Genomic DNA, 18,310 nt, shown 5'->3' with positions numbered 1-18,310 from the left:
GAACAGGGTGAAGGCCCATTGGATCGCCGCCCGGTCGAAGCCGAACTTCTTCTGGATGTCGGGGACGAAGAACGTCCAGCCGTATTGCAGGTTGGCGATCATCACCATGCAGATCACGCCGATCACCAGCTGACCCCAACGCCCGAACGGCGGCGCGGACGCCGTATCCAGGGTCGGCTGGGTGGTCCCGCCCGAACCCGGGGTGGCGGCGCGAACGGTCATGACCGTCTTCCTCGGTGTCTCGTCTGTTGTTTGCCGAGTTCTAGACGGGAATATTTTGAATTCAAGAAACTTTGCTGGGAAGGCCGCATCCACGTGGAAACAAAAAATTTGGATCGCGTGTATAAAAAATTCAAATGCTTGTTTCTATGAGCTTTCTTTCTCCCGGTGCTGAGCCGCAGCACAGGCCGGCCGTCACCGTATGGAATCGCACCGTCGATCGGGGCTGCGCGGAACATTTCGACATTCGTCGTCGTTCGGCTTCCGACTTCGCGGTGCCCGACGCATGCCGCGTCCCGGCCTCCCCGACCGATGATGAGGACCATTTTGATGAGCAGCACCACCGACAAGATCAAGGGTCTCGCCAACGAAGCCGTCGGCAACATCAAGCAGGGCGTCGGCTCTGTCACGGGCAACGAGAAGCTGCAGGCCGAAGGCAAGGCGCAGGAGCTGAAGGGCGAGGCTCAGAAGACCGTGGGTGATGCCAAGGACGGGATCAAGGGCGCGGCTCAGAGCGCCGCCGACGCCGTCAAGAAGATCTGACGGTCCGGTCGGAGCCGTCGCGGGGGGCGGTGCACGTCCCCTCGATCGCCTCCTGAAGTCCGCGCATGGCGCGACGGAAGGCGGGCGGCTCCCTCCTCGAAACGCGACGACGACCAATCGCTTCGACCATCGTCGTGGGCGCGTGCCCCGGGCGATGCTCCGACAGGGCGGATCGAGGTCTCCGCCCGTCTTCCCCTCGCGAATGGGAGATAGATTCATGAATAGAGATCATTTCGACGGCGGCGTCCGCAATCTGCAGGGGCGGGGCAAGACGGCGCTGGGCGCGGTGACCGGCCGTGCGCGCCGGCAGGTGGAGGGCGCCTACGACCAGGCCGCCGGTGCGGCCCAGTACGCCTATGGAGACGCCCGCGACACGGTGAATGAGCTACGCCGCGACGGCGAACGCTTCATCGACGAGGCGAGCGCCCGCGCCCATGCTCTGGCCGACGAGGCGCAACAGCGCGGCCATGCCATCGCCGACCGTGGTTATGCCCTGGCCGACGAGGCCCAGCGCCGCGGTCGCCATTACCGGGGTGAGGCCGTGCGGCAAGGGCGAGCCGTCGCCGCCCGTGCCGAAGAGAATAAGGCTGTTACGCTCGCCATCGTGGCGGCCGCGGCCTTCGGCCTCGGATGGCTCCTGCGCCCCTCGCGCCGCTGAGCCGAGCCTCGGAGGGGCCTTTGTGTGAGGGCCCATCCGGCATAGACATGCCCCTCGCGGCATGGGGCCGCGAGGGGCATGGCGGCCATGGCGGTGCGGAACTGGTTCGATCTCACAACCGGGGAGATCGCCTCCGTCATCGGCCGCTCCATCGCCGTCCTCCCCGTGGCGGCGGTGGAGCAGCATGGGCCGCATCTCCCGCTTTCCACCGACGTCACCATCGCCGAAGGCTATCTCGCCCGGCTGGCCGATCTCGATGCGGGCGACCTCGATATCCTGGTCCTGCCGGTCCAGAGCATCGGCAAGTCGGATGAGCACGACGCCTTCCCCGGCACGCTGACCCTGACGGCCGAGACGGCCCTGCGCGCCTGGAGCGAGATCGGCCGCAGCCTCCATCGTGCCGGATGCGGCAAACTCGTCATCGTCACCTCCCATGGCGGCAACAGCGGCCTGATCGATCTCGTGGCGAGCGACCTGCGCAGCCTCGGGATGCTCGCAGTCACCACGGCCTGGAGCCGGTTCGGCTATCCGCCGGGTCTGTTTCCCGAGGACGAGATCAGGCACGGCATCCATGCCGGCGCCGTCGAGACCGCGCTGATGCTGGCACTGAAGCCCGATGCGGTGCGGAGCCAAGCCGTCGCCGATTTCGAGCCCCGCTCGGTGGCGATGGAGCGCGACTTCGCCCGTCTGCGCGCCGGCCGGCCGGCGGCCTTCGCCTGGAAGGCGCAGGACCTTCACCCCTCGGGCGCCATCGGCAACGCGACGCTCGGCACCCACGAGGCCGGCCTCGCGGCCCTCGACCACGGTGCGCGAGCCTTCCTTGACCTCCTGCACGACGTGAACCGCTTCCGCCTCGATCCGTGAGACGTTCTCGCGGCGCCTGTACCAAGTCTCAGTGACCCTGATCCCTTGGTGAGGGTCACTGAGGTCCGACGGACGAATGCCGCCGCGCAGTCACGCGGGCAGACCTCGACGAGTGGGGCTCATCGAGGCCTTGTATCAATCCTCGTCTTCGGTCTCCGGGGTGCGGCCGGGCCAGGTGACGATCTGGTCGAGGAGTTCGTCGGTGGTGAACTCCTCCTCGTTGCCCGAGATCCGGCCGCGCACCGAGATGCCGGCTTCGTGGACGCTGGCCTGACGGCCGGAGACGAGGGGGTGCCACGGATAGAGATCCTGACCGTCGCGCACGAGGCGATAGGCGCAGGTCGGCGGCAGCCAGGGGATGGTCCGGACCGCCTCCGGCGTCAGGCGGACGCAATCGGGTACCCGTCTCTGGCGGTTGACGTAGTCGCGACAGTTGCAGGTGAGCCCGTCTAGGAGGGTGCAGCCGACATCGGTATGGTAGACCTCGCCGGTATCGTCATCCTCGAGCTTGAGCAGGCAGCACCGGCCGCAGCCGTCGCACAGGCTCTCCCATTCGGCCGACGACATCTCGTCGAGGGTCTTCTCCCGCCAGAACGGGCTCGTGGCCCGACGGGCCGATGGGTCCTGAGCAAGGAGGGCGGATGTGCGGTCCCTCATCGGGAGCACCTTCGGGGTTCGACATGAGAGGGCGGAGCGCGCAGGCTCCTTGACGCATGTGGGCGTGATCGGCAAGCCGCGCCACCTCCGCGCCCCAATCCCGGGTCAGGGTTGAGGAAGGGTTATTCTTATCCGGGCCGCGACGTTTTCGCCGCCGGGCGCATTATGGTGGGGAGCCGTCCGCGCCGCGCCCTGCGAAAGGGCGGCCGATATGGATTGCCGGGCCTCGCGAAGATGCGCGGAGCTTGGTAGTGCTTGACCGGCGGCATCGGCGATCGGTGCCGGCCGTGCGGTGAGGGACAGAGAACACGTCGTGCGCCTGCCCAAAGCCACCTCGATCCTGACGCGCCTGAAACGCGCCGCCCTCGGCTTCGACGCCTGGGTGAATGCGAGCCTGTACGACAGTGGCCGCTCCACCGCCGAGATCTACGAGCGCTTCCAGCAGCGCATGCAGGTCTTCTCGGTGCGCGGCTGGAAGCGCGTCGCCCTCGATCTCACCAGCGAGGGGGTGACGCTCGGCACCGGCGGTGCCGTGCTGATGCTGGCCCTCGCGCAGCCCGCCTTCAACCTCACCAGCGACAATTGGCTGAAGCAGCAGGATCTCGCCGTCACCTTCCTCGACCGCTACGGCGTCGAGGTGGGACGGCGCGGGATCAAGCACGACGATTCGCTCAAGCTCGACGACTTCCCCGACAGCATGATCAAGGCCCTGGTCTCCACCGAGGACCGGCGCTTCTACGAGCATTGGGGCATCGATCCGATCGGCACGGCGCGCGCCCTGGTCTCGAACTCGCGGGGCGGCGGCAACACGCAGGGCGGCTCATCGATCACCCAGCAGCTCGCCAAGAACCTGTTCCTCACCAACGAGCGCTCCCTGGAGCGCAAGGTCAACGAGGCGTTCCTGGCGCTCTGGCTCGAGAGCCATCTCAGCAAGAACGAGATTCTCAAGCTCTATCTCGACCGCGCCTATATGGGCGGCGGCACCTTCGGCGCGGTGGCCGCGGCCGATTATTATTTCGGCAAGCCCCTGAAGGACGTGAGCCTCGCCGAGGCCGCGATGCTGGCCGGCCTGTTCAAGGCACCGACGAAATACGCGCCGCATGTGAACCTGCCGGCGGCCCGCGCCCGCGCCGTGGACGTGCTCCACAACATGGTGGAGGCCGGCTTCGTCACCGAAGGCCAGATCCAGACGGCGTTGCGCAACCCGGCGACGCCGGTGACCCGCACCCGCGACATCACCGCCGATTACTACCTCGACTGGGCCTTCGGCGAGATCAAGGGCATGGCGGATGCCGGCAAGCTCCGCGGCGACCGCGTGCTGATCGTGAAGACCCCCCTCGACATCGGCATCCAGAAGCGCGCCGACCAGGCGGTGGAGAACATCCTGCGCCAGTACGGCGACCAGTACGACGTGGACGAGGCCGCCATGGTCATCCTCGATCCGGACGGGGCCCTGCGTGCCATGGTCGGCGGGGCGGATTACGGCGAGAGCCAGTTCAACCGGGCCACGGATTCCCTGCGCCAGCCGGGCTCCTCGTTCAAACCCTACGTCTATGCGGCGGGCCTCGCCGCCGGCCTCTACCGGCCGGATACCCGGGTCGTGGACCGGCCGATCTGCCTGGGCAACTGGTGCCCGCAGAATTACGGCCGCTCGTTCTCCGGCGCCACCAACCTCACCGTGGCGGTGGCGAAATCCATCAACACGATCCCGATCCAGATCTCGATCGCCCTGGGCAAGGCCATCGGCATCAAGGGCGATTTTCCCGCCGCCAAGGCGGGGCGCGCCAAGATCATCGACATGGCCCATCGCATGGGCATCACCACCCCGCTCACCGATTCCGTCTCCCTGCCCATCGGCTCGGCGGAGGTGAACGTCATCGATCAGGCGGCGTCCTATGCGGTGTTCGCCAATGGCGGCCGCAAAGCCAAGCCCTACGCGGCGATGGAGGTGAAGAACTCGTCGGGCGAGGTGATCTACCGCCATGCCGACGAAAAGCCCGAGCAGATCCTCTCCCCCCAGGTCGTGGCCGACATGAACTTCATGTTGAACAAGGTGGTGGAGGAGGGGACCGGCCGCCGCGCGCAGCTCGACGGCATCAAGGTCGCGGGTAAGTCCGGCACGACCAATGCCTACAAGGATGCCTGGTTCGTGGCCTATACCGGCAATTTCGTGGGCGCCGTCTGGTTCGGCAACGACGATTCCACCTCCACCAACAAGATGACCGGCGGCTCGCTCCCCGCCATGGCCTGGCACGACGTGATGGAAACGGCCCACCAGGGCATCGAGTTGAAGCCGATGCCGGGCCTGAAGGAGAACGCGCGTCCGATGGCGCAGGCCGGGCCGTCCGCGCCGCCCAACGCCGCCGCCAGCGCGGCCGGCAAGCTCTCGCGGCGCTCGTTCGAGGTCATCGGCAGCATGAACGGCCTGTTCCGCACCGTGGAGGCGGGAACGCCCGCCGGCGCCCGCGCCGCCGCGGGGGACACCACGGGCGCCGTCGCCGATGGCGCCCGCCCGGTCGGCGGCCGCATCGGCATCCCGTAGCGACGGTGTCCACACGGCCCCAGGATGTCAGCCGCCGCATGAGCACCACAGATCACCCTGCCCGGTCCGGCGCGATGCCGGACATCGCGGGCGTCGCCGGCCGGGGAGGCCGCGCCTTTCGTGCCGTCCTGCGCCGGACCTCCCACGTCGGTCTCGTCTTCTACACGCTCGCCCTCGGCGCCGGTCTTGGCCTAGCGACGGCGGATTACGCCACGCGGGGCGGCTATCCGTTCGGCGGCGTTTCGGTGGGGAGCTGGATCGCCTGGCCGCGCACGGGCTCCCTCGGCGCCGATCCCTATGCTCGCGCGGTGAATGCCCGTCGCGGGGAGATTCCCCTGGCGGTGGGAGAGGGGCTGCTTCTCACCGCCTCCCAGGACAACCAGGGCCGCACCCTCACTGCCGGCTGCACCTATGTGATCGCCGGCGCGACGCCTCCGGCCAGAGCCTGGACCCTCACCGTCGCCGGGCGCGGCAAGCGCGACCCCGAGCGGCCGGTGCTGCGCGAGGGCTTCACCTCGACGGAGGTGCTGCGCGACGCCGACGGGCGCTTCTCCATCGTCCTCGCCTCGGACGTCCAGCCCGGCAACTGGCTGCCCATGCCGCGGGCAACCGGGCCGGTGCGACTAGCGCTGCGTCTCTACGATACGCCGGTGGCGGCCAGTGCCGGCACGGTGGAACGGTCCGCTGTTCCGACGATCTCCCGCACGGAATGCGCGGAATGAACCCGACCGGGCGTTTCCTCCTCGCGACTCTCGCCGGCCTCGTCCTGGCGGGGCTGGTCCATATCGCCGTCGTGCTGGCGATCCCGAGCCTGTCGGAATCCGACGCCTTGTCGAAGGCGCGCACCAGCGAGACGCTGGACCACGCGATGCCGGTCTATACGCTCTCCACCGGCATCAACCCGGCGCCCACCGAGGCGTGGCTGCCGATCCCCGATCCCTCCGTCGCCGTGGGCATCTGCGCCTACAACCTCGCCGACGGTCCCATGCGGGTCTCGGCCCGGACCGGCGCGCTGATGCTGTCCCTGGCCGTCCATGGGCGGCGGGGGGCCTTCTATGCCGTCACCGACCAGGCGGCGGTGCGCGGCGCCCTCGACCTCGTGATCCTCACCCGCGCCCAGTACGACGAGGCCCTGGCCAACGAGGACGAGAACGACGTGAGCCGCGACGTGCGCATCGTCGCCACCGAGCGGGAGGGCTTCGTGGTGGTGCGCGTGGTCGCGGCCCTTCCGAGCCAGCGGCAGGCGGCGAACGAGGCGGTCCAGGCCGTCTCCTGCACCATCGACAGCCCCACCGAGGACGCTGCGAAATCCGGGGGCTGATGGCCGACCCGCGCCCTTTCCGGACGGGCGGCCCGATCAGTATTTCGCGACGATGGGTCGGGCGGCCTCGGCCTCCGGGGCCGCCACCAATCCGCAGCGCGCCTCGGCCGCCGCCGGAAGCAGCGGGTCGAGCATCACCCGGCGTCCGTCGAGGGCCGCGAGGCTGCGCTCGACCGACACGGCCTCGACGGAGGGAACTTCGACGAGGAGATGCTGCAGGGCGTAGCGGTAGCGTTCCGACCGGACCCCCGTCTCCAGCCGGACCCAGGCCACGAGGCAACGGTTCTCGGCCACCCGCATGGCGGCCTGCCGGATGCTCTCGTCGTCGAGGCTCTTTACGAAGGGCAGGCTGCGCAGGCGGAGGGTATCGGCATTCGCCACCCGCGCCGCCGTGGCCGCGAAAAGCGGGATCAGGCGCGCATCCGCGGTGATGTCGTCCGACACGCGGCGATAGCGCGAGACGGGCGAGCGGAAGGGCTCCGCGATCAGGGCCGCGTGGTAGCTGGCGACGTCGTCGTCGCGCCAGCTCGGGGGCAGCACGCGGGTGCGGGTGAGGTTGGCCAGGGCGTCGGTGAAGGTCTCGCTCTCGGCGGCCGGCATCAGGAAGCGCCAGGCCCGGTCACGCAGGGTGCGCTCGTCGTCGGTGAGGGGAAAATACGAGGCCGGCTCGTTGCGGTAATGCGCGGCCACGGTGCCGGTGGTCACCACCAGGCTGTTCCAGGCGCTCGGGGCGGGACGGCCGAAATCGCCCTTCTGGGCGCAGCCGCCCATCAGCAGCATCGCGATGGCGGATGCGGTCCGGATCAGGCGCCCGGTGTGGCTGACGGAATCGGACGCCGGCATCGCGCTTCCTCGGGGTGACGGTGCCTGCCCGGGCCTGACGGTGACCGGAGGCGCGGGGTCTCAGGAGCGCCGGCGCTGGCGGGGAGCGGGCATCGCCGGTTCGGGCATGCGCTCGTAGCGGACGCCGGTGAACAGCAGGATCTCGCCGCGTGGGGTCCCGTCGGTCTCGTCGTCCCGGCGGAATCGGCGGCCGGTAGCCAGGCGGAACGCCACGACACCGGTCATCGGCAGCGAACGGTCCCCCTGACCGGCCGATGCTTCGGCGGGGTGTGTTTTGGCACTCTGGGACTTGGGGTCAGGTGTCATCGCCGGCGATCCCATCGATCCTCGATCCGCACCACCCGAACCCGTCGGAAACGTCCTCTCGAACCCTCTCGGAGCCGGGCCCCGTCGAGTGCTCAATCCATCGTGATGCAGAGCGGAGATCATCACGGGGTGGTTAACGAAAAGTTTCCGCCCTCCATCGAATCACGGGAGAGAACCGGGGAGAGGGGGGCAGGGATCACATCCGCGTGGCAATTTCACCGCAACCGCGACGCCAGCTGGAGGCAAGCCCCCGAGATCCGGTCTGGCTTGCAACTTGCTTCGACATCTGTCGCCCATGGCGGGCGTTTCCTCCCTTGCACTCGGCCCCGCTCCCTCAATGAGCGGGGCCTTTTTATCGACAGGGTCAAGAAACTGTGACCGGGGCGACACGCACAGGGTTCCGCCCATCTGCCCGACCATGAATGGCCGGAACCGGGATGGTGTCCCGCGCGCTTGCTAAGCCATGGCTGCGCCCGATATGCCGCCACATCCCGATCCGAGCGAAGGACAACGCAGAATGCGCGTGGCGACCACACGATCCTCCAGCCCCTCGAAGGGCCTGTCCGTGGCTCTGAAAGCCGCGCCTTTTGCGCTCCTTCTCCTGGCGGCCGGCCCGGCCCAGGCCCAGCGTGAAGACCAGGGCCTGCAGCTCGGCTGCGCCAACGACTATTTCCGCCTCTGTGCCGGTGTCGATCCCAACAGCAACGAGGCCGAGAAGTGCATGGAGCGCAACCGTCCCCGCCTCTCGGCCGAATGCCGCAACGCCATCGGGGATTACGACCGTCGCACCGGCGGCAAGTCCCGCTAGAACGGCAAGCCTTGTGGAAGGGTAAGTCTCGTTGAAGGCAAGGCCCTGCAAGAAGCCGGTCGACGGAAGCCAGGCCATCGAATAGGCCTGCGGCTCTGGTCGACGACGAGGGAGGTCTTCCCCGACCTTCGACCGTGCTCGAACGTGAAAGAGGCTCGTGCGCCATGGCCCTGACCGTCGCGGTTCAGATGGACCCGATCCAGGCGATCAGGATCGCCGGTGACACCACCTTCGCCCTGCTCCTGGAAGCGCAGGCGCGGGGGCACGACCTCCTGTTCTATACACCCGACCGGCTCTCCATGCAGGGGCAGGTGGTGACGGCGCGGGTCGAGCCCCTCCGGGTCCAGGACGTGGAGGGCGCACATGCGACCCTCGGCGCCGTGGAGCGTGTCGACCTCGCCGATGTGGATGTGGTCCTGATGCGCCAGGACCCGCCCTTCGACATGGCCTACATCACCGCGACCCATATGCTCGAGCGGATCCATCCGCGGACCCTGGTGGTGAACAACCCGGCTGAGGTGCGCAACGCGCCCGAGAAGCTGTTCGTCCTCGATTTTCCGCAGCTCATGCCACCGACCCTGATCACCCGCGACAAGGCGGAGATCGAGGCGTTCCGGGCCGAGCACGGCGCCATCGTCATGAAGCCCCTGCACGGGCATGGCGGCGCGGCGGTGTTCCGGGTGTTGCCGGAGGACGCCAATTTCGGCTCGATGTTCGACCTGTTCTCGGTGACGTTCCGCGAGCCCTGGGTGGTCCAGCGCTTCCTGCCGAAGATCACCGAGGGCGACAAGCGCATCATCCTGGTGGACGGCGAGCCGCTGGGCGCCATCAACCGCGTCCCGGCGCTCAACGACATCCGCTCCAACATGGTGCGCGGGGGAGCCGCCTCGGCCTCCGACCTCACCGAGCGCGAGCGGGAAATCTGCGCCACGATCGGGCCGGAGCTCCGTCGGCGCGGCCTCATCCTCGTGGGCATCGACGTGATCGACGGCAACCTCACCGAGATCAATGTGACCTCTCCCACGGGCATCCGCGCCATCAAGCGGCTCGGTGGACCCGACCTCGCGGTCTCGGTCTGGGATGCGATCGAAGGGCGGCTCTCCGCCTCGGCCTGACAGGATTAAGCCGCCTTTAAGCGCGCTCGCCTAACGCTCGGGGCTGGTCTCAACTCCCGGCCCCGTCGATGCAGTCCGTCACGCAAAGCCTGTCTTCCGGCTGGATCTCCGGCACCGGCCGGTGAGTGGCCGCGCCCTGTCGATCCGGCTCGCCCGGATGGTTCTCGTCGGCGGCATCGCGACCCTGCTCTATGCCGGCCTGAGCCTGGCGGGGACGACGATCGCCGGGCTTCCAATCGTCCTGGCCTCGCCGCTCTCCTATGGCCTCGCCTCGCTCTGGTCCTATGCCGGTCATCGCTGGCTGACCTTCGGCGACCGGCAGCCGGCCCCTCGCGCGGCGTTGCGGTTTTGCTGCCTGACGATCGCGGGCTACGCCGCGGCCGCGGCGATCCCCGCCATCGTCGGCGGGCTCTTCGAAGGACCGCCCTGGCTCTCGATCCTCTCCGTCTGCATCGGGATTCCGGCCGTGAATTACGTGGTCCTGAGCCGGCACATCTTTTCCGAGGGGCCGCCGGGTTCCCGGCACCGGGTGGGGCATACGGGATGAGATCCGATCCGGCCTACCCCCGGGTTTCCACGCCGCCGTCCGGTGCGGCATCGCGGGCGGTCGCGCCGTGGTCGCGGGAAGCCGCCTCGATCCTCGTCTTCCTGGTCGTGGTCCTCACGCTGTCCCTCCGCGCCGGCCAGCTCCTCAACGATCCGGACAGCCAGTGGCACATGGCGATCGGCCGCTGGATCGTCGCTCATGGCACAGTGCCCTGGACCGACCTGTTCTCCCACACCTTCGCCGGTTCACCCTGGATCGCGAAGGAATGGGCCTCGCAGGTGCTGTTCTACGGGGCCTACGCGCTCGCCGGCTGGTGGGGCGTCTGCATGCTCACCATCCTGGTCGTTGCCGGCTCCCTCGCCGGCCTGCACCTCTGGCTGCAGCGGCGTGTGTCCGCCACGGCGGCCCTGATGACCGTGACGGCCGTCTTCGTGGTCCTCGCTCCGCATCTGCTCGCACGCCCGCACATCGTCACGGTGCCGGTTCTCCTGGTCTGGATGACGGGCCTCGTGGCGGCGCTGGAGCGGGGGAGGGCACCGTCGTTCTGGCTCCTCCCGGTGATGGTGGCCTGGGCCAATCTGCACGGCAGCTACCCGATCGGCCTCGTCATCGCCGGCATCCTCGCGGGGGAGGGCGTGCTCTCCGGCCCCCGCTCCGAATGGATCGGCAGGGCTTCGCGATGGGCCCGCTTCCTCGCCCTCGCCACGGCCGCGTCCTGCCTGACGCCCTATGGCTACGTGCCGTTCCTCGTGAATCTTGGCCTGTTCAGCAGCGGGGAATCCCTGCCCTTCATCGACGAATGGCAGCCCCTCGGGCTGAACGGCGCGGGCATCATTGCCGTCGCGATGCTCATCGGCAGCATCGGGGTGCTGTTGACAGCCCCCCGAAGAACCCTGTTCCGCCTCGGCGTGGTTACGCTCCTCGGGGTGATGATGATCCGCCACGCGCGGTTCGCGGACCTGTTCGTCCTGGCCGCGCCGATCCTCGTGGCGGGGCCTGCCATGGTGCGTGTCCCGGCGCTGCGTGGCAGTCCGGCCATCGCCGCCTCGCGGGGGCTCGGCCTCGCCCTCCTGGCCTGTGCCGTCGCGGTGATCGCGACGGCGGCCCTGGTCTCGCCGCGTCCGAGCGAGGCGATGACGCCTCAGGCCGCATCGGACGCGGCGCGCGAACGGGGGCTCACTGGCCCGGTCTACAACGACTACGATTTCGGCGGATTCCTGATCCGCTCCGGCGTCCCGACCTTCATCGACGGACGCAGCGATCAGCTCTTCCTCGGCGGCTTCATGAACGGCCTCGACCGGGCGCTCGCCGCCTCGGAGCCCGACCGCTTCGCCGCCCTGCTGGCGCGTTACCGCGTCACCTGGGCCCTCGTGCGGAGGGAGGGGCGAAGCGCCGATCAGCTGCGCCGCCTGGAGGGCTGGCGCCTCCTCCACGAGGACGAGACGGCGGCGGTCTATTACGATGCGGGTGGCGCGCCCGCGGCGCCGTAGAGCCCGGACGTCCGTGACCGAAGCGGATGCCGGCCGCCACCCGGCGGCTCGATGGCCGGCACCGGCCATCGCGTTTTCGCGGCGTCCCGCGCCGCTCCATCCGCGCCCGGACGGCGCCCCTCAGCCCTTCGAGGCGTGGACCGCCAGTTCCGGCTTGTGGTTCAGGGTCTGGAACACGACGCAATAGCGCTCGGTCAGCTTGAGGAGCTGGTCGAGCTTCTCCTGCGGCGCATCGGTATCGAGGGCGAAGTTCAGGCGGATCGCGCGAAAGCCGACGGGCGCTTCCTTGTCGACGCCCAGGGTGCCGCGGAAGTCGAGGTCGCCTTCGGCGGAGACGGTGCCGGCGCGCAGCTCGATCTCGAGGGCCGTCGCCACGGCCTTGATGGTGACGCCGGCACAGGCGACCAGCGCCTCGAGCAGCATGTCGCCCGAGCAGAGTTCGAGGCCCGACCCGCCGGTGGCGGGGTGCAGACCGGCGACGGCGAGCGCCCGCCCGGTCTCGACCTTGCAGGCGATGGAGCTGTCGTCGAGGGTGCCCTTGGCCTTCAGGGTGATGACGGCCGATTCGGGGGCGCTGCGGTACTGGTCCTTCAGCGGGGCCTGGAGCGAGCGCAGGGTGGTGGCGTCCATCGGGTGTGTCCTCGATCGTCTTGGTGCGATTGTCGTCTCGGTCTTTGCCTCGGCGTCTAACCTGGGATGCGCCCGGACGCCAGGGACGGTCTCACCACCATTGCGCCGCCTCGGTGGGCGCCGCCGCCTGGGCGGGCTTGAGCGAGCGGTCCAGCGCGGCGAGGATGCGGCGGGTGGCGGCCTCGCTGTGGGGGGAGGCCGGATCGCGCGGCCGGGCCAGGGCCAGGGGGATCGCATCGTCGAGGCGGCCGGGCTTGGGGCGCATCACCACCGCCCGGTCGGCCAGCGCCACTGCCTCCCCAACATCGTGGGTGACGATGAGGATCGTCGGCTTCGTCTCCTGCCAGAGGGCGAGCAGGTGGCTGTGCAGATCCTTGCGGGTGAAGGCGTCCAGCGCCGAGAACGGCTCGTCGAGGAGGAGCACGCGCGGGTCGGCCACGAAGGCACGGGCGATGGACACGCGCTGCTGCTGCCCGCCCGACAGTTCCCTCGGCCAGCGGCGGGCATGCTCGGCGAGCCCCACCCTCTCCAGGGCATGGGCGACGCGGGCCCTGCGCTCGGCCTTGGCGAGATGGCTCAGTCCGAAGCCCACATTGTCGGCGACATCGAGCCAGGGCAGCAGGCGCGGTTCCTGGAAGACGAGGCCGACGCCCGGATGCGGCTCTGCGATCGTCTCCCCGTCGAGGACGATGCTGCCCTCGCTCGCCCGGTCGAGCCCGGCGACGAGCCGCAGCAACGTGGTCTTGCCGCAGCCCGAGCCGCCGATGAGCGCCACGATCTCGCCCTGAGGTACAGCGAGGTCGATGCGCTCCAGCGCCCGCGTGCCGTCGGAATAGGTCTTGGACAGGCTATCGAGGGTGAGCATCGCGAGGCGCCAGCCTTCTTCGAACCGGGGGGAGGGCCTACAACGTCTCCCGCGCCGTGTCCTGCCAGCGCGTGAGAGGCCGGGTCACGGCGACGAGGACGGTATCGGCGAGCTTGCCCAGGACCGCGAAAGCGATGATCGCGGCGAGGATCTGGTCGGCCTTGCTGAATTGCTGCCCGTCGATGAGGAGATAGCCGAGCCCCTCCGAGGCGCCCATCAGTTCGGCGGCGACCACGAACAGGAAGCCGAGGCCGAGGCCGGTGCGGAGGGCGGTGAGGGTCGCCGGCAGGACGGCGGGAAGCAGGATGCGTCGGGCGAGCTGCAGGGTCGACAGCCGGAAGATGCGGCCGACCTCGATCAGCTTCCGGTCCACGGAGGCGATGGCCCCCGCCACGCCGATATAGACCGGGAAGAACACCCCCACCGCGATCAGCGTCACCTTCGGCGTCTCGAGGATGCCGAGCCAGAGGATGAACAGCGGAACCCAGGCCAGCGACGGCACGGCCCGCAACGCCTGAAGCGTCGGATCGAGGATATGGCGGGCGGTGGGAAGCGCCCCGGTGAGGGCGCCCGCCGCGATGCCGGCCACCGCGCCGAAGGCGAAACCGAGGGCGACGCGCAGCAGCGTCGCCTGAACGTGCATCCAGAGGTCGCCGGAGGCGGCGAGATCGTAGAGAGTCACCGCGATCCGGCTCGGCGGCGGCATCAGCCGCCCCTGGGCGAGGCCCGTATGGACGGCGGATTCCCAGCCGATCACCAGGGCGAGGGGCAGGATCAGGCCGAGGGCGACGCGGCCGCCCCGGTCCCATACCGTCTCTCGCCGAGGTTTCGACGCCGCCTTGGCATCGTCCGCTTCGGGGTCGGCCACGGCTCAGCGGGCGGCGGGCGCGTATTGCGGATCGATCAGCCCGTCCACCGCCGCCTTCACGTCGGTACCGGCGGGGATCACCCCGGCCTGCTGCAGGGCGATCCCGGCGGCGCCGATCGATTCGGCCTGGGCCTTGCCGATGGCGGGCTGGGTCAGGTCGGTGCGCTCGATCTGCCGGGCGATCACCGGTTCGGGCAGCTTCGTCACGGCGACGAGGGCGTTCTTCAGGGCGTCGGGATTCTCGATCGCGTAGGTCCGGGCGGTCTCGTAGGCGGCGATCACGGTGCGCACGAGATCCGGGTTGGCCTTCGCGAAATCCTCGCGCACGTCGAGGACCCCCCAGGTGTTGGCGGCGGCGTCCCGGTAGAACAGCACGTCGTCGTTCTCGATTTCGGAGGCCGCCATCATCGGGTCGAGGCCGGCCCAGGCATCGACGTCGCCCCGGTCGAGGGCGGTGCGACCGTCGGCGTGCTGGAGCAGGACGAGCTTGGCGTCCTTCTCGGTGAGGCCGGCGCCCTGGAGCGCGCGGATCAGGAAGATGTGCGGGTCGGTGCCGCGGGTCACCGCGATGCGCTTGCCCTTGAGGTCGGCGGGCTTGGTGATGCCGCTGTCCTTGCGGGTGACCAGCGCCGTCCATTCCGGCCGCGAGAAGACGTAGACCGCCTTGATCGGGTTGCCGTTGATCCGGGCAAGCAGGGCCGCGGCCCCGGCCGACGATCCGACATCGATGGCGCCGCCATTGAGGAATTCGAGCGCCTTGTTGGAGCCCAGGGACTGGGTCCAGCGGACCGTGATGCCCTTCCCCTTCAGGGCCTCCTCCAGGAAGCCCTTGTCCTTGAGGATCAGGCTCACCGGGTTGTAGGTCGCCCAATCGAGGCGGATCTCCTTGACGTCCGCCGCCTCACCGGGGCGCGGCATCAGTAGAAGCGACGCGGCGCCGCAGATGGCACTCAGGATGGCGCGACGGGACAGAGTCATCGGTCAATCGTCTCCATGGTCCCGGCAGTGACGCGGGGCATCCGAGGTAGCCAGGACCGTTCGTTTCGTCAAACGATTTTTCCGGCACAGAGAACGGCATCCTACGGATTGCCTATCACATCTACGCACCTGCCTAGCGTTGTCTCTGGTGTCCCTCTGGGAACATGATAACGGGTTTGCGCATGTTCGACGCTGGCGCCGCCCTCAAAACGGTCCTCACCACTCTCGACCGCGACGTGCGCGAGGCGACGCAGCTGCGCGCGCTTCTCGTCCCGGAGCTCCGTCGCATCATCGAGCTCGGCCATGCCGATGCCGAAGCCCGGTTGATGGAGGAGCGCGACGGCACCGCCTGCGCTCAACGGATCAGCAACCTCACCGATGCGGTGATCCGCACGATCCACGATGCGGTGGTGTGGCGGCTCTACCCCAACGACAATCCCTCCACCGGCGAACAGCTCGCCGTGGTGGCCACCGGCGGCTACGGGCGCGGGACCATGGCGCCGGGATCGGACATCGATCTCCTGTTCCTGCTGCCCTACAAGCAGACCGCCTGGTCCGAGAGCGTCGTCGAGGCGATGCTCTACGTCTTGTGGGACCTCAAGCTGAAGGTCGGCCACGCAACGCGCTCGGTGGAGGAGTGCCTGCGGGAGGGGCGCGCCGACATGACGATCCGCACCTCCCTCCTCGAGGCGCGCTACCTCTTCGGGGCGAGGGCCCTGTTCGAGGAACTGGTGACCCGGTTCGATATCGAACTCGTCATGTGGACGGCGCCGGAATTCGTCGAGGCCAAGCTGCGCGAGCGCGATACCCGCGTCTCGAAGGCGGGCGCCTCGCGCTACCTCGTCGAGCCCAACGTCAAGGACGGGAAAGGCGGGCTGCGCGACCTCAACACCCTGTTCTGGATCGCGAAATACACCTACCGCGTCCGCGACCAGAGCGAACTCGTCCCCGCCGGCCTATTCACGCCCGAGGAGTACCGGGTGTTCGAGCGCTGCGAGGAGCTGCTCTGGCGCGTCCGCTGCCACATGCATTTCGTCACCGGCCGGTCCGAGGAGCGCCTGTCCTTCGGGCTGCAGCCGAGGATCGCCGAGCGCTTCGGCTACGAGCCGCGCGGCGGCCTGTCGGGCGTCGAGCGCTTTATGAAGGCCTATTTCCTGATCGCGAAGGAAGTGGGCGATCTCACCGCCATCGTCTGCGCCGCCCTCGAAGCGCGCCATGCCAAGCGCACCCCGGTCCTCGACCGCTGGATCGGCCGTTTTCGCGATCGCTTCCGCGCCACCGCCATCGAGGCGGAGGACTTCATCGACGATCACGGCCGGATCAACCTGCGCACGGCGGATGCGTTCTCGCGGGATCCCGTGAACCTGATCCGGCTGTTCTGGCTCGCCGACCGCCACAACCTGCCGATCCATCCGGATGCGACCCGGGTCGCCACCCGCTCGCTGCGCCTCATCGGACATTCCCTCCGGTCCGATACGGAGGCCAACACCCTCTTCCTCGACGTGCTGACGTCGAAGAACTCGCCGGAGACGATCCTCCGGCTGATGAACGAGGCGGGCGTGCTCGGCCGGTTCATCCCGGATTTCGGCCGCATCGTCGCGCTGATGCAGTTCAACATGTACCACCATTACACGGTGGACGAGCACCTGCTGCGCTCGATCGGCGTCCTGGCGGCCATCGATTCCGGCCAGGCCTCCGAGGACCATCCCATCGCCACGCGGCTCATCGACACGATCAGCCACCGGCGCGCCCTCTACGTCGCGGTGCTCCTGCACGACATCGCCAAGGGGCGCCCGGAAGACCATTCCATCGCCGGGGCGGCCATCGCCGAGAAGATCGGCCCGCGCTTCGGCCTCACCCAGGCCGAGACCGAGATCGTGGCCTGGCTGGTCGAGCATCACCTGCTGATGTCGATGACGGCGCAGAGCCGCGATCTCTCCGACCCGAAGACGATCCAGAAGTTCGCCTCCGTGGTTCAGACCATGGAGCGGCTGAAGCTCCTGATGATCCTCACGGTGGCGGACATCAAGGCGGTGGGGCCGGGCGTGTGGACGGCCTGGAAGGGGACGCTGTTGCGCACCCTCTACGACGAGACCGAGGTGCTCCTCTCCGGCGGCCATTCCGAGATCGCCCGGACCGACCGGGTCCGCCTCATCCAGATGGGCCTGCGAGAGCAGTTGGCGGATTGGGATCCGGCCTTCTTCGACGCCTATTCCGCCCGGCATAACCAGGCCTACTGGCTGAAGGTCGATGCCGTCCGCCAGTTCAAGAATGCGGGGTTCGTGCGCGGCGTCATGGAGGACGGGCGCACCGTCGCCACCGTCTACGAGACCGATCCGACCCGCGGCGTGACCGAGATCACGATCTACTCGCCCGACCACCCGCGCCTTCTCGCCATCGTCACCGGGGCGTGCGCGGCCTTGGGCGGCAACATCGTCGACGCGCAGATCTTCACCACCACCGACGGCTTTGCCCTCGACTCGATCTTCATCTCCCGCGCCTTCGAGCGGGACGACGACGAATTGCGCCGCGCCAAGCGCATCACCACGGCGATCGAGCGGGCGCTCAGGGGCGAGATCCGCATCGCCGACCTCGTGGCGAACCGGCACCCGCCGAGCAACCGCTCCAACACCTTCCTGATCCCTCCGGACATGGCGATCGACAACGCCCTGTCGAGCCGGGAGACCGTGGTGGAGATCACCGGCCTCGACCGGCCGGGTCTGCTCTACGAGCTGACCACCGCCCTCGGGCGCCTCAGCCTCAACATCACGTCGGCCCATGTGGCGACCTTCGGCGAGCGGGCGGTGGACGTGTTCTACGTCACCGACCTCACCGGGACCCGCGTCACCCAGCCCGACCGGCAGGCCGCGATCCGCAACGCGGTGATGGAGATCTTCGCCAGCGATGTCGCCGCCCTGAGGGCGGAGGGGCTGGAAGCCCTCGTGGAGTCCCCGCCCCCGCGGGAAGCCTGAGCCCCCTGCAAGCCTGAATCTCGCGGGGGGCTGAAGCGGAGAAGAGGGGCGGGACGGCGCTCGGCTTGATTTCATCCCGTGCGC

The 18,310-nt window shown here is 68.8% G+C and carries 18 protein-coding genes and 1 pseudogene; 11 read left to right on the top strand and 8 right to left on the bottom strand.

The features are described from left to right. Positions 1 to 222: pseudogene (locus tag MKK51_RS17285) on the bottom strand (oxalate/formate MFS antiporter); the annotation flags it as partial. A 327-nt stretch (positions 223 to 549) separates the two neighbouring features. Between MKK51_RS17285 and MKK51_RS17280 the strand changes: the two are divergent. The 3 genes from MKK51_RS17280 (at position 550) to MKK51_RS17270 (ending at position 2,284) form a co-directional block, all read left to right on the top strand. Then, entirely contained in the window at positions 550 to 762 is a 213-nt protein-coding gene (locus tag MKK51_RS17280; RefSeq protein ID WP_018045822.1) for a CsbD family protein, read from the top strand. Positions 763 to 979: 217 nt separating this feature from the next. After that, positions 980 to 1,420, top strand: a complete 441-nt coding sequence (locus MKK51_RS17275) for a CsbD family protein (RefSeq protein WP_243979052.1) — start codon at positions 980 to 982, stop codon at positions 1,418 to 1,420. Positions 1,421 to 1,507: 87 nt separating this feature from the next. After that, complete coding sequence (locus MKK51_RS17270; protein WP_243979056.1) at positions 1,508 to 2,284, top strand: creatininase family protein; 777 nt, start codon at positions 1,508 to 1,510, stop codon at positions 2,282 to 2,284. Between the two features lie 135 nt (positions 2,285 to 2,419). Here the strand turns inward: MKK51_RS17270 and MKK51_RS17265 are convergent, their stop codons facing one another. After that, entirely contained in the window at positions 2,420 to 2,941 is a 522-nt protein-coding gene (locus MKK51_RS17265; protein WP_243979051.1) for a YcgN family cysteine cluster protein, read from the bottom strand. A gap of 313 nt (positions 2,942 to 3,254) precedes the next feature. On the opposite strand from MKK51_RS17265, the gene MKK51_RS17260 reads away from it, so the two are divergent. From MKK51_RS17260 to MKK51_RS17250, 3 genes are all read left to right on the top strand, one after another. Next, positions 3,255 to 5,483 (top strand): transglycosylase domain-containing protein, encoded by a 2,229-nt coding sequence (locus MKK51_RS17260; protein WP_243979050.1) that lies wholly within the window; start codon positions 3,255 to 3,257, stop codon positions 5,481 to 5,483. Between the two features lie 74 nt (positions 5,484 to 5,557). Then, positions 5,558 to 6,205: a DUF1214 domain-containing protein gene (locus tag MKK51_RS17255; RefSeq protein ID WP_243979055.1), complete on the top strand. Its 648-nt coding sequence runs from the start codon at positions 5,558 to 5,560 to the stop codon at positions 6,203 to 6,205. After that, complete coding sequence (locus MKK51_RS17250) at positions 6,202 to 6,804, top strand: hypothetical protein (protein WP_409565707.1); 603 nt, start codon at positions 6,202 to 6,204, stop codon at positions 6,802 to 6,804. Before MKK51_RS17255 ends, MKK51_RS17250 begins: the two co-directional genes overlap by 4 nt. Positions 6,805 to 6,840: 36 nt before the next feature. Here the strand turns inward: MKK51_RS17250 and MKK51_RS17245 are convergent, their stop codons facing one another. Together MKK51_RS17245 and MKK51_RS17240 are read right to left on the bottom strand one after the other, a co-directional pair. Beyond that, positions 6,841 to 7,647, bottom strand: coding sequence for a hypothetical protein (locus tag MKK51_RS17245; RefSeq protein WP_243979048.1), 807 nt, complete (start codon positions 7,645 to 7,647; stop codon positions 6,841 to 6,843). Positions 7,648 to 7,707: 60 nt separating this feature from the next. Next, on the bottom strand, positions 7,708 to 7,953 hold the full coding sequence (locus tag MKK51_RS17240; RefSeq protein WP_243979047.1) for a hypothetical protein: 246 nt from the start codon (positions 7,951 to 7,953) through the stop codon (positions 7,708 to 7,710). 517 nt (positions 7,954 to 8,470) lie between these two features. Here MKK51_RS17240 and MKK51_RS17235 point away from each other — a divergent pair. The 4 genes from MKK51_RS17235 (at position 8,471) to MKK51_RS17220 (ending at position 11,913) form a co-directional block, all read left to right on the top strand. Then, a complete protein-coding gene (locus MKK51_RS17235) occupies positions 8,471 to 8,761 on the top strand; it encodes a hypothetical protein (RefSeq protein ID WP_243979046.1) in 291 nt (96 codons plus the stop codon). Between the two features lie 164 nt (positions 8,762 to 8,925). Continuing rightward, entirely contained in the window at positions 8,926 to 9,876 is a 951-nt protein-coding gene (gene gshB / locus MKK51_RS17230; protein ID WP_027171498.1) for a glutathione synthase, read from the top strand. A 121-nt stretch (positions 9,877 to 9,997) separates the two neighbouring features. Further along, positions 9,998 to 10,423 carry a GtrA family protein gene (locus MKK51_RS17225; RefSeq protein ID WP_243979045.1) on the top strand — a complete coding sequence of 142 codons (426 nt, stop codon included), beginning with the start codon at positions 9,998 to 10,000 and terminating at the stop codon, positions 10,421 to 10,423. Next, a complete protein-coding gene (locus tag MKK51_RS17220) occupies positions 10,420 to 11,913 on the top strand; it encodes a hypothetical protein (RefSeq protein WP_243979044.1) in 1,494 nt (497 codons plus the stop codon). The genes MKK51_RS17225 and MKK51_RS17220 overlap by 4 nt, the downstream gene beginning before the upstream one ends. Before the next feature lie 120 nt (positions 11,914 to 12,033). On the opposite strand, the gene MKK51_RS17215 is transcribed toward MKK51_RS17220, so the two are convergent. From MKK51_RS17215 to MKK51_RS17200, 4 genes are all read right to left on the bottom strand, one after another. Then, positions 12,034 to 12,543 (bottom strand): OsmC family protein, encoded by a 510-nt coding sequence (locus tag MKK51_RS17215; RefSeq protein ID WP_056163792.1) that lies wholly within the window; start codon positions 12,541 to 12,543, stop codon positions 12,034 to 12,036. A 91-nt stretch (positions 12,544 to 12,634) separates the two neighbouring features. Beyond that, entirely contained in the window at positions 12,635 to 13,408 is a 774-nt protein-coding gene (locus tag MKK51_RS17210; RefSeq protein ID WP_243979043.1) for an ABC transporter ATP-binding protein, read from the bottom strand. A gap of 37 nt (positions 13,409 to 13,445) precedes the next feature. Next, positions 13,446 to 14,186 carry an ABC transporter permease gene (locus MKK51_RS17205; protein ID WP_243979054.1) on the bottom strand — a complete coding sequence of 247 codons (741 nt, stop codon included), beginning with the start codon at positions 14,184 to 14,186 and terminating at the stop codon, positions 13,446 to 13,448. 93 nt (positions 14,187 to 14,279) lie between these two features. Continuing rightward, complete coding sequence (locus MKK51_RS17200; RefSeq protein WP_243979042.1) at positions 14,280 to 15,254, bottom strand: aliphatic sulfonate ABC transporter substrate-binding protein; 975 nt, start codon at positions 15,252 to 15,254, stop codon at positions 14,280 to 14,282. A gap of 182 nt (positions 15,255 to 15,436) precedes the next feature. Between MKK51_RS17200 and MKK51_RS17195 the strand changes: the two genes are divergently transcribed. Continuing rightward, complete coding sequence (locus MKK51_RS17195) at positions 15,437 to 18,226, top strand: [protein-PII] uridylyltransferase (protein ID WP_243979041.1); 2,790 nt, start codon at positions 15,437 to 15,439, stop codon at positions 18,224 to 18,226. Positions 18,227 to 18,310 lie beyond the last annotated feature (84 nt).

It is taken from the genome of Methylobacterium sp. E-045 (genome assembly GCF_022829685.1).
Classification (GTDB): Bacteria; Pseudomonadota; Alphaproteobacteria; order Rhizobiales; family Beijerinckiaceae; genus Methylobacterium.
Note: the sequence above shows the minus strand (reverse complement) of the source record. Positions and strands in the feature narration are given on the sequence as shown.